We start from the raw sequence: 12,362 nt of genomic DNA on the forward strand, positions 1-12,362 counted from the left end.
CGAAGTTTAAGTGAAAAAGTGAGGATTTTATCACTTTTCGGCAATTTTTCTTTATTTTATCCGAAATATTCTAAAAAATTTCATCTTTTAAGAAGGAGTTATGAAAATTCTGTTGAATTTATTAACTAGATTTTATCTTCTAGTAAAGGTGGTGAACAGGATGGAAGTAACTGATGTAAGGCTACGCCGAGTTAATACGGATGGACGAATGAGAGCGATTGCCTCTATTACACTAGATAATGAATTTGTTGTTCACGATATTAGGGTAATTGATGGAAATAATGGATTATTTGTAGCGATGCCAAGTAAACGAACACCGGATGGTGAATTTAGAGATATCGCTCATCCAATTAACTCTGGTACAAGAGGAAAAATCCAGGAAGCAGTTTTGGCAGAATACCACCGCCTGGGTGAATTAGAAATTGAATTTGAAGAAGCTGGAGCTTCCTAAAAATAATCTGCAGCTAGAGCCTACTTCCTAAGAGTAAGGCTCTTTTTTTACGGATTAAAAAGAGGGAAATCTCTATTTGTTTGAAAAAATAGTTGTGATACTAAGAAGAGTAATAAGCACTGTACAGACCATAAAGTTATAAAATATGCATAAAAGGTCATAAAAAATGTATGACACTTCTATATACCCTTTTATTTTCCAATGAAAACCTCTTTTACTTTTAGTATCATAAAATAGTTAAGAATTAATCTATATCTAAGGCTATTTTTGGTGTGTTTAATCTTTTTGGTGTAGAGTAAAATGGAAGAATTCTTTTGCTCACAACTAGGAAGTCCAAAAGATGGAAAGTAATTGGGCTTTATTAAAAGTAAAATAGAAGTAAGAACCTCTCTTTAAAGCAGTTATTATTGTTTTTCTATTTAGAGAAATTTATTTTTTGCACGGAAGATACAAATAATTAGTATAAAAAAGAATCTTTTCTAAAAAAGCATACATAAAATGTGAATCCTTCCTTGAAATCAAGAGGTATTTAAGATATATTTTTTAGTGGATAAAAAGGTTATTGGAGGCCTGTGAATGACAACTCGTTACGCAGTGATTTTAGCCGCAGGACAAGGAACTAGAATGAAGTCGAAGCTTTATAAAGTACTTCATCCTGTTTGTGGAAAACCGATGGTGCAGCATGTTGTAGATCAAGTAGAAAAGCTACAAGTGGATTCAATCGTAACAGTAATTGGCCACGGTTCAGAAAAAGTAAAAGCGCAGCTTGGCAATAGTGTTAATTATGTGTATCAACAAGAACAGCTTGGAACTGCACATGCAGTAATACAAGCAAAAAATATTCTTGGAGACAAAGATGGAGTGACATTAGTTATTTGTGGGGATACACCACTTATGACGAGTGAGACTATAGAGGCACTCTTTTTACAACATGAGAAAATGGGAGCAAAAGCGACCATTTTAACGGCAGAAGCAAGTAAACCAGATGGTTACGGCAGAATTGTTCGTAATGAAATGGGAGTAGTAGAAAAAATAGTCGAACATAAGGATGCAACGGAAGCGGAAAGGAAAATAACAGAAATTAATACAGGTACCTATGTATTTGATAATGCTATGTTATTTCAGGCATTAAATAACGTTTCGAACGAAAATGTGCAAGGTGAATATTATTTGCCAGATGTTATCGAGATTTTAAAGCAGCAGGGAGAAATAGTTAGTGCATTCCAAACAATTGATTTCGATGAAACAATTGGGGTGAATGATCGTGTGGCTTTATCGGAAGCTGAGGCAATTATGAGAAAACGTATCAATGAACAGCATATGCGCAATGGAGTAACGCTTATTGATCCGTTAAATACGTATATTGAAGCAGATGTAACGATTAAAGAGGATACTGTTATATACCCAGGGAGTATGCTTAAAGGTGCGACTATAATAGGTTCAGATTGCATCATAGGACCCAATACTGAAATAAATAATTGTGTTGTTGGAAATAATACAGCTATCAAACAATCTGTTGCACATGATAGTAGCATTGGTTCTGATGTGAATATAGGACCATTTGCTCATATTCGCCCAGCATCTACAATTGATGATGAAGTGAAAATCGGAAATTTTGTTGAAGTTAAGAAAGCAACATTTGGAAAAGGAAGTAAAGCATCCCATTTGAGCTATATCGGAGATGCGAGTGTTGGCAGTGATGTAAATATTGGCTGTGGTACAATCACAGTTAATTATGACGGCAAAAATAAATTTATGACTACCATAGAAGATGGCGCATTTATTGGCTGCAATTCCAATTTAATTGCTCCTGTCACAATTGGTAAAGGTGCTTATGTTGCAGCAGGTTCCACCATTACAGATGATGTTCCTTCTGAGGCACTTTCCATTGCCCGTTCCCGTCAAGTCAATAAAGAGAAATACAAGCGTAAATAATCAGGTTAGAAAAGAGAAGAATAATTAGTTTTTATTCTATTCATTCTTTATATCATTAGTGGAAAAAGACCAGTGGAGGTTCAGCATGCCAGTTAAGAATTTAGATCCAAATTTGAAGGTATTCAGTTTAAACTCTAATCCAGCATTAGCGCAAGAAATTGCCGAGTCAATTGGGGTAGAATTAGGAAAATGTTCTGTGACGCGTTTTAGCGATGGAGAAATTCAAATTAATATTGAAGAGAGTATCCGTGGTTGCGATGTATATGTAATTCAGTCAACTAGTGCACCTGTTAACGAACATATTATGGAATTGTTAATTATGATTGATGCATTAAAGCGTGCATCAGCTAAAACGATTAACCTAGTTATTCCTTATTATGGTTATGCTAGACAAGATAGAAAGGCACGAGCACGTGAACCAATTACAGCAAAATTAGTAGCAAATTTACTAGAAACTGCTGGAGCAACTCGTGTTATTACATTAGACTTGCATGCACCACAAATTCAAGGCTTCTTTGATATTCCGATTGATCATTTAATGGGTGTACCAATCCTAGGCAACTATTTCAGTCAGCGTGAATTTGATGGAGAACTAGTTATTGTTTCGCCAGATCATGGTGGTGTTACGAGAGCAAGAAAGCTTGCAGAACGATTAAAAGCACCAATTGCTATTATTGATAAAAGACGACCAAAACCAAATGTTGCGGAAGTAATGAACATTGTTGGTAACATAGAAGGAAAAATTGCTATTCTTATCGATGATATTATTGATACAGCTGGAACCATTACACTTGGTGCAAATGCGCTTGCTGAAAATGGGGCTAAAGAGGTTTATGCATGCTGTACACACCCTGTGTTATCAGGACCTGCAATGGAAAGAATCAACAATTCTAAAATTAAAGAGCTAGTTGTAACAAACTCTATTGAACTTGGAGAAAAGAAACTTTCTGCGAATGTAATCCAATTATCTGTTGCTGATTTATTAGGTGAAGCTATTTTACGTGTACACCAAGATCAGTCTGTAAGTTTCTTGTTTGATTGATAGACTTAAAAGCTTAACTTTTCTGATTAGTCGCTTGTCTTTAGGCAGGCGACTATTAGTATTGTCGTTTGCTGTTTAATAGGGAAGCAAATTCTCTATGTTTAAATTTCTTCCATTTAGGGCATTTTTTATATAAGAGTGTTCATTTGATTAAATAATGGAAGGTGAAATAATGACGACAACATTACAAGCAAAAAAACGTATGACGGACAAGCATTCAAGCTTAACAAAATTAAGAAGTGAGGGAGAAATCCCAGGAATTGTTTATGGATCAAAAGTAGAAAATACAGCGATTTCCTTAAGTGAGGCAAATTTCTTAAAAACGATTCGTGAGGTTGGAAGAAACGGTGTTATTTCGCTGGATATCGACGGGGAAACCTATAATGTCGTTTTAAATGAATATGATTCCGATCCAATAAAGCGTGCAGTACTGCATGTGGACTTCTTGGCTGTTGATTTATCAAAAGCTATCAGTGCACCAGTGAGAATTTCCCTAGTGGGAGAAGCAGCTGGAGTGAAAGATGGCGGTGTTATGCAGCAGGCATTACATGAAGTAACAGTAACAGCAAAGCCTAATGATATACCGACTAGTATTGATATTGATGTAACAGAACTCCAAGTTGGAGATACGATTACTGTCGGAGATGTTAAGGGTTATGATAAAATAGAAATAAATCATGAACAAGAAGAAGTAGTAGCATCAATTCTTGCTCCAAGACAGGAAGAAGAGATTAGTACAGGAGAACAACAAGAAGAAGGAATGCCTGATAATGTAGAAGGCAGAGAAACAGAGCCGGATACAAAAGAAGAGTAATCCGATTTCTACAAATAAATTCTCCCTGTACGTTTAGAAAGTACATTTCTAAAGAAGGCTAGCAAGAAAAGGTTTGACCGGTAAGCATTTCTATTGGCCAAACCTTTTTCTTGTATAGCTTACATAGTGATAGAATAAATCAGGGGGATTGTCATGAAATTAATCGTGGGCCTTGGGAATCCAGGGAAGCAATATGATAGAACAAGACATAATATAGGTTTTGAAGTAATCGATTTTTTATCCAACCATTACAATATTCCATTAGATAAAGCAAAATTTAAAGGGAATTTTGGAATAGGGAATATTGGGGGCGAAAAAATAATTTTACTAAAGCCGCTTACATATATGAATCTTTCAGGAGAATCGATTCGTCCGATTATGGATTACTATGACCTAGAGCAAGAGGATTTAGTAGTCATTTATGATGATTTAGATTTACCGGTTGGGAAAATAAGACTTCGTCAAAAGGGAAGCTCTGGTGGGCATAATGGAATTAAGTCTACCATTCTTCATGTTGGGACAGAAAAATTTAATCGCATAAGAGTTGGGATTGATCGTCCTAAAAATGGCATGAAAGTTGTTGATTATGTCCTTGGGAAATTTACAAAAGAAGAAATGGACATATTAGAGGGAACCATAAAAAAATGTGCAGACGCATGTGCACAGTGGGCAGAGGAACCTTTTTTGCAAGTAATGAATAAATATAATATCCAGTAAGATATTGATCCATTCCTGTTTATTCGGTTATATTTACCTACGAATAGGTTAATACTAGCATTATTATAATGTGCTAGTAAGGAGGCCTTGGAATGGCTATACATTATCATTGCAGACATTGTGGTGTGCATATGGGTTCACTTGATACGAAAGCAGTAGAAGCAAACCGTTTAGGATTTGATCATTTAACGGATGAAGATCGTTCCGAAATGATTCAATATCATCAAACAGGAGATATTGAGGTAAAATCGATTTGTGAGGATTGTCAAGAATCATTGTCTAAAAATCCTGTTTACTATGAAAATGACTATTTGATTCATTAAAAGACTGTTTAAAAAGATTTCTGTTTTTTATTAGGAAAAAAGCTTTGGACTAATCCAAAGCATTTTTCCGTTGTCTGTATACATGTTTTCTTTTGTATAGCAGGAATATAGGCAAGATATCTCGTATATAACAACATAAAGGAGTATTTTCTCCACATTTTAACAAAGCCGCTTTTATGAGCATAGGCAAGTCCGTTTAATGGGTCTTTTTCAAAGTTTGTTTTCGTAAAGTTTGTTGCTATGACCCGTAGCCTGAATACACTTCGCTTTCCATGGGGAGAGCGCTAAGTCTCCTCGTCGCTACGCTCTTGTGGGGTCTCGGACTTTCTCGCAGCTCCCATAGGAGTCTAAGTGTATTCAGGCTGCTCAGTATCTCTAATTAATTTATTTATCATATTGAGAAAGTAACAAACTTTTAGAAAACAGCCTTTTCAAGAGAAACATATAGATGATGTCTTTTTATTAGAACTAAATAGATTGCAATTATAAATATTCATATAAGATAGGAACAGATTATAGGTAAGGGCTTATCTTAAAAAAAGGGCTAGATAGCTAGGGCTATGCCACTTTACTAAAATGCATAAACAAACTAGCTCTGCACCACTAATTATGGTGCCTTTGCTTTTAAATGGGAGGGAAAATTTTTTGTTAGGGCTAAAAGAGTTATTTAAACAGCAAGAAGATATACAAAATGTCATTTCAGGATTAGAGGCTGGATTGCATGAGCAATTAGTTTCAGGTCTTTCCAATTCAGCACGTACTTTATATATGACTTCTATTTACGAAAAAACGAAGAAGCCGTTATTAATAGTGACACATAATTTATTGCAAGCACAAAAGCTATATGATGATATTACGAATATTGTGGATGAAAAGGAAGTCTTCCTTTATCCAGCGAATGAGTTAATTGCCGCTGAGATTAGTATTGCAAGTCCAGAGCTTAAGGCACAGCGCATTGAGGTATTGAACTATTGGGCGAAGAAAAAATCAGGAATCATGATTGTTCCTGTAGCTGGGCTAAGAAAGCTGCTGCCTCCAAAAAAGCTATGGAAGGAAGCGCAATTAAAGCTTGAGATAGGGCAGGATCTAGATTTAGAGGCATTTTTATTAAAGCTTGTTCATATGGGATATATGCGATCAGAAATGGTTTCTTCACCCGGAGAATTTAGTGTGCGTGGAGGAATTTTAGATATCTATCCATTGACAGAAGAAGATCCTCTTCGTATTGAATTATTTGATACGGAAATTGATTCGATTAGGGCTTTCTCACTCGAGGATCAACGCTCAAAGGAAAAGAAGGAAGCGGTTAGCATTGGGCCGGCTACAGAAATTCTTTATGATGAAAAAGCAGTTGACGAACTACTAAGTAAGCTGGAAAGGGGCCTATCTCAAAGTTTAAAAAAGATAAAAGATGAAGCGACTAAAACATTACTTGCGCAAAACATAGGCAGAGAAATAGAACAGTTAAGAAATGGACAAAAGCCAGAACAATTATATAAATATTTATCCATTCTTTATGGGGAACATGTAAGTTTAATAGATTATTTACCGACAAATGGCTTTTTAATTATTGATGAAATTAGTAGAGTGCAAGAAATGAACGACACGCTAGAGAAGGAAGAGGCTGATTGGTATACGAGCTTATTAGGCGAGGGAGAAATCATTCATGGATTAACCTTATCTCAAAGTATAAGCCATCTTTTACATCAAGCAAAACAGCCAATTGTCTATCTATCTTTGTTCTTGCGGCATGTACCAAATACTAATCCGCAGAATATAATCAATGTTTCTTGTAAACAAATGCAAAATTTCCATGGTCAAATGAATGTTTTAAAAACAGAAATAGAAAGATGGAAAAAGAATCATTACACCGTTTTATTGCTTGGTAATAGTGAGGAACGTTTAGAAAAGCTAGAACAAGTTCTGCAAGATTATGATATGGAAGTAATGATTCAAAAGAATGCCAAGAAGATTGCTGAAGGGAAAATCCAACTAGTTGAAGGGCATCTTCAGTCAGGGTTTGAACTTCCTATTTTAAAGCTAGCTGTTATAACGGAAGAGGAATTATTTAAAACAAAAACAAAAAAAATCTCTAAAAGAAGACAAAAGCTATCAAACGCGGAGCGAATAAAAAGCTATTCCGAATTAAATGTTGGGGACTATGTTGTTCATGTTAACCATGGAATTGGTAAATATCTTGGAATTGAAACACTTCAAATAAATGGTGTTCACAAGGATTATTTACATTTACGATATCAAGGAAATGATAAGCTATACGTTCCTGTTGAACAAATAGATTTAGTGCAAAAATATGTAGGATCAGAGAGTAAAGAACCGAAAATATATAAATTAGGCGGAAATGATTGGAAGCGCGTAAAGAAAAAAGTAGAGTCTTCTGTTCAAGATATAGCCGATGATCTTATCAAGCTATATGCGGAAAGAGAAGCTTCTGTTGGCTATGGATTCTCTCCAGATGGAGAAATCCAGCGGGAATTTGAAGCAGCATTTGCTTATCAGGAAACGGAGGATCAGTTGCGTTCCATTCATGAGATTAAAAAGGATATGGAAAGAGAAAGACCGATGGATCGCCTTCTTTGCGGAGATGTTGGTTATGGGAAAACAGAGGTTGCTATTCGTGCAGCTTTTAAAGCAATAGCTGATGGAAAGCAAGTTGCTTTATTAGTGCCAACGACAATCTTAGCTCAACAGCATTATGAGACGTTGAGAGAGCGTTTTCAAGATTATCCGATTGAAATAGGTTTACTAAGTAGATTCCGGACTAGAAAACAGCAAAACGATACAATAAAAGGGCTAAAAGCTGGAACTATTGATATTGTTGTAGGAACACATCGAATTTTATCTAAAGATATTTCCTATCGGGACTTAGGGTTGTTAATTATTGATGAAGAACAGCGATTTGGGGTAACGCATAAGGAGAAAATTAAACAGTTAAAAACAAATGTTGATGTGTTGACATTAACAGCAACACCAATTCCAAGAACACTCCATATGTCTATGCTAGGTGTTCGAGATTTATCTGTTATCGAAACACCTCCTGAAAATAGATTTCCTATTCAAACCTATGTAATGGAGTATAACGGAGGACTTGTAAGAGAAGCGATTGAAAGAGAGCTTGCGAGAAATGGGCAAATTTATTTTCTATATAATCGTGTAGAAGATATTGAAAGAAAAGCAGAAGAGATATCCATGTTAGTCCCTGATGCAAGGGTAACGTATGCACACGGTAAAATGACGGAAAATGAATTAGAATCAGTAATGCTTGGATTTTTAGAAGGAGAATATGATGTTTTAGTCAGTACAACAATTATTGAAACAGGGGTAGATATTCCGAATGTAAATACATTGATTGTCCAAGATGCAGATCGGATGGGGCTATCGCAGCTCTATCAATTACGGGGAAGAGTAGGGCGTTCTAATCGAGTAGCCTATGCTTACTTTACGTATAAGAAGGATAAAGTCTTAACAGAGGTGGCGGAAAAAAGGCTACAGTCAATTAAAGAGTTTACAGAGTTAGGGTCTGGTTTTAAAATTGCCATGCGGGATTTAACGATTCGTGGGGCTGGAAACCTTCTAGGTGCCCAGCAGCATGGATTTATTGATTCTGTTGGATTTGATTTATACTCTCAAATGCTGAAAGAAGCGATTGAAGAGAGAAGAGGAACAATAGATGAAGAACAAAAACGAACAATCGAAATTGATTTAGATATCGATGCCTATATTCCTGAGTTCTATATAAGCGACGGACAGCAAAAGATTGAAATGTATAAAAGATTTAGAGGCATTGCAACCTTAGATGATATGGAAGAACTAAGAGAAGAATTAACAGACCGTTTTGGAGACTATCCAGAGGAAGTTTCTTATCTTTTCAAGATTACAGAAATGAAGATTTATGGGAAGCAAGCGGGAGTAGAATTAATTAAACAAACAAAGGATGAAGTGCTGATTCTATTATCAGAACAAGGTAGTGATCGCATGGATGGCCAAAAAATATTTGAGAAAAGCTCTAAATACGGCAAAATGATCGGTCTTGGCATGGAAGGAAGAAAACTAAAAATGATCTTCCACGTAAAAGGCGTAGAAAAGGACAAATGGCTAAAGGCATGTCATGGAATGGTAGAAGCATTGAGTACCTTTAAAAAAGAACCAGAGGAAGTTACTAAGTAATTGAAAGAGGCTGGGACATAAGTATTCCAGCTAGCGATAAACACGAACAGTTATACAAAAAATGTATAATTGTTCGTGTTTTTAGTTTTAAAAAGAAGGTTTCAGTAAAGTCTGTTGTTATTACCCGCAGCTCCCATAGGAGTCAAGCAGTTACCTCTCCAAACCAACTTTATTTTCACTTTCAAATATAATATCTCCTATATTAGAGATTGTTCGTCTTTACAGGTTGGCTATTTAGTTTTGTCCTAGCCTCTTTAGTACCAGAAGTTAAAGAAAATTGCGTAAAAGGCATGTTTAATAAGGCGGGACAAGGGTATAAAACAAATATAGATAAAGGACAAAAAAATTTCTTATTAATGACATCTAAGTTAAGTACCTGAATAGATAAATGGTTATACCCTGATTTGGGATGTAAAATTCCCGCTGATTAAGAATATGGTAAAAGTTTTTTATTAGGTGAAATATTCACCAAGGAAAATAAAGCTACCTAGAGAAAATTTTACATGATTAATGTATAGAACTTACCATATGAAAGATACTATGTTTAAATATGGTGAACATTTCATGTATAGTGAGAATGCACTCATCAATTTTAAAAAATCATCTGATGAAAGTGAGGCAACACGGAATGAAAGCAACTGGAATTGTGCGTCGAATCGATGATTTGGGTCGTGTCGTTATCCCAAAAGAAATCAGAAGAACATTACGAATTCGTGAAGGTGATCCATTAGAGATTTTTGTTGATCGAGATGGAGAAGTAATTTTAAAAAAATATTCACCGATTAGTGAGCTAAGTGATTTTGCTAAAGAGTATGCTGAAGCTCTTTATGATAGTTTAGGAAATGCTGTGTTAATTTGTGATAGAGATACTTACATTGCCGTTTCAGGTGGATCGAAGAAGGATTATTTAAATAAAAATATTAGTAATATAGTGGAAAAGGCAATGGAGGATAGAGGAACTATCCTTATGAATCAACAAGACCAAGTATCCTTAATAGATGGTACAACCGAAACTATTTCTGCTTATACAATTGGTCCTATCATTGCTAATGGAGATCCGATTGGAGCAGTTGTCATCTTCTCAAAAGAAGACTCCCTTGGTGATGTAGAGAAAAAGGCTGTAGAGACTGCGGCAGGATTTTTAGCTCGCCAAATGGAATCATAATCATGTTTGTATAACCTTTTTTTACTAATCCATATATTGTTTAAACCGTCGACAAACTCGGGAAAAGGAGTTGTCGACTTTTTTAGTATTATTTCCTACATAAAGTGCATAAACTCCATTTAGTTTGAATAGAAAATGAATATTGTTCTACTCAAACTAGAACAATATTGTTATAATAAGTATATAACAGTTTGAGGTGGATGATTATGTATATACGAATTAATCCTGATTTAGAAATGCCAATTTACGAACAACTTTCGATGCAAATTATGATAGGGGTAATAAGAAAAGATTTACAGGTTGGAGATATGCTGCCATCTGTTCGTTCATTGGCAGCTGATTTGGGTGTAAATATGCATACTGTAAATAAAAGCTATCACGAATTAGAAAAAAAGGGGATTATTCAAATTATTCCTAAATCTGGTGCAGTCATTCGAACCACTAATCGAAAACTATCTGAAGAAGAAAAAAACAGAACATCAGATAGCTTAAAACCCACTATAGTAGAAGCATTAGTGCTAGGGATGAATGAGGAAGACATATTAAGCTTAACGCAATCAATTATTCAAAACTTGAAGGAGGAATAGAAATGGAAGCACTTATATTTATCATCATGATGTTGTTAACAGTCTTGCTTGAGGCAGCTATCCCTTTTCTAATAAGAAAAACAGTGGTATTTGGTATTACCATTCCAAGTACACAAATAAAGCATCCTCAAATTTCTGCTTATAAAAAAAGATATTCTTTTTTGATTGTGGTGCCCTCTCTTCTTTTTATTATTGCTTATTGCATTTGGCAAGCAGCCATTAACCCCCAAGCCAATCAGGTTGCGATTATTGGAACATTTCTACTGTTTGGAATTTTATTTTGGAGCGTTAGCCTTTATTTCTATTTTCATGGGAAAATGCTTGGATTGAAAGGGGAATATAAATGGGAAGAGCAGTTAAAAGAAGTAAGTGTAACAGAGCTTGGGATTAGACAAAAGGATGAAATGTTGCCATGGTATGTGTTTCTTATTCCAATGATTATTACGGTGGGATTCCTTCTTTTTACTGCAACTCAGTATGATGTATTGCCAACAGAGATACCTGTGCACTGGGGAACTGATGGAAAAGCCGATCGATTTACGACGAAGACACCTATCTCTTCTGTATCATTGCTTCTTGTTTTGCTAACGATGCAGTTCATGTTTTTAGGTATTAATATAGCGACAAAGAGATCAGGCATCAAAATGATTGCTAATAATAAACAAGCATCAAAGCGCAGACAGCTAAAGTATCGCAAATATTCAAGCTGGCTTAATCTTCTTATATCCATTACAATAACTGTTCTTTTCATTCTTTTACAATTAACAACGTTATACAATAATATTTTCAGTGATTACATGCTAGTTATTATTCCTCTCTTCATTACAGTAGTCATATTAATATGTACCATTGTATTTACGTTTAAGGTGGAACGGTTAAATCGGGAATTAGATGGAAAAGAGCAAGAAACGCAGGAAATCTCTACTTTTGATGCTGATAGCCGTTGGAAGGGAGGCTTGTTTTATTTTAATAAAAATGATCCTTCTATTTTTGTTGAAAAGCGATTTGGAATTGGATGGACGTTAAACTTTGCAAACCCAATTGGATATTTATTAATATTTATTCCTTTGCTTCTTATTATCCTTTTAAGCTTCATATAGATGGATTTCTCTAGGAGAGCTGCTTTCCGGGTCCGTATGAATG

The 12,362-nt window shown here is 35.2% G+C and carries 10 protein-coding genes; all 10 read left to right on the forward strand.

Going from position 1 to position 12,362, the window contains the following annotated elements; genetic code table 11:
- The first annotated feature begins 160 nt into the window (after positions 1-160).
- The 10 genes from spoVG (at position 161) to AB3U99_RS00375 (ending at position 12,319) form a co-directional block, all read left to right on the forward strand.
- A complete protein-coding gene (spoVG, locus tag AB3U99_RS00330) occupies positions 161-451 on the forward strand; it encodes a septation regulator SpoVG (RefSeq protein WP_026574035.1) in 291 nt (96 codons plus the stop codon).
- Between the two features lie 576 nt (positions 452-1,027).
- Positions 1,028-2,386: a bifunctional UDP-N-acetylglucosamine diphosphorylase/glucosamine-1-phosphate N-acetyltransferase GlmU gene (glmU, locus tag AB3U99_RS00335; protein ID WP_400244739.1), complete on the forward strand. Its 1,359-nt coding sequence runs from the start codon at positions 1,028-1,030 to the stop codon at positions 2,384-2,386.
- An 85-nt stretch (positions 2,387-2,471) separates the two neighbouring features.
- Positions 2,472-3,428, forward strand: a complete 957-nt coding sequence (locus tag AB3U99_RS00340; protein ID WP_400244741.1) for a ribose-phosphate diphosphokinase — start codon at positions 2,472-2,474, stop codon at positions 3,426-3,428.
- Positions 3,429-3,600: 172 nt separating this feature from the next.
- Positions 3,601-4,242 carry a 50S ribosomal protein L25/general stress protein Ctc gene (locus tag AB3U99_RS00345; RefSeq protein ID WP_400244743.1) on the forward strand — a complete coding sequence of 214 codons (642 nt, stop codon included), beginning with the start codon at positions 3,601-3,603 and terminating at the stop codon, positions 4,240-4,242.
- 153 nt (positions 4,243-4,395) lie between these two features.
- Positions 4,396-4,959, forward strand: coding sequence for an aminoacyl-tRNA hydrolase (pth, locus tag AB3U99_RS00350; RefSeq protein ID WP_400244746.1), 564 nt, complete (start codon positions 4,396-4,398; stop codon positions 4,957-4,959).
- A gap of 92 nt (positions 4,960-5,051) precedes the next feature.
- On the forward strand, positions 5,052-5,282 hold the full coding sequence (locus AB3U99_RS00355) for an anti-sigma-F factor Fin family protein (RefSeq protein WP_400244748.1): 231 nt from the start codon (positions 5,052-5,054) through the stop codon (positions 5,280-5,282).
- 645 nt (positions 5,283-5,927) lie between these two features.
- A complete protein-coding gene (mfd, locus tag AB3U99_RS00360; protein ID WP_400244750.1) occupies positions 5,928-9,467 on the forward strand; it encodes a transcription-repair coupling factor in 3,540 nt (1,179 codons plus the stop codon).
- A gap of 628 nt (positions 9,468-10,095) precedes the next feature.
- Positions 10,096-10,632: a stage V sporulation protein T gene (gene spoVT, locus AB3U99_RS00365; RefSeq protein ID WP_400244752.1), complete on the forward strand. Its 537-nt coding sequence runs from the start codon at positions 10,096-10,098 to the stop codon at positions 10,630-10,632.
- 206 nt (positions 10,633-10,838) lie between these two features.
- The gene (locus tag AB3U99_RS00370) at positions 10,839-11,219 is read left to right on the forward strand and encodes a GntR family transcriptional regulator (protein ID WP_400244754.1); all 381 of its coding nucleotides are present in this window, start codon (positions 10,839-10,841) and stop codon (positions 11,217-11,219) included.
- 2 nt (positions 11,220-11,221) lie between these two features.
- Complete coding sequence (locus tag AB3U99_RS00375) at positions 11,222-12,319, forward strand: DUF1648 domain-containing protein (RefSeq protein WP_400244756.1); 1,098 nt, start codon at positions 11,222-11,224, stop codon at positions 12,317-12,319.
- Positions 12,320-12,362 lie beyond the last annotated feature (43 nt).

Origin of the sequence: Niallia tiangongensis (assembly GCF_044704065.1) — a bacterium.
Lineage (GTDB): Bacteria > Bacillota > Bacilli > Bacillales > Cytobacillaceae > Niallia > Niallia tiangongensis.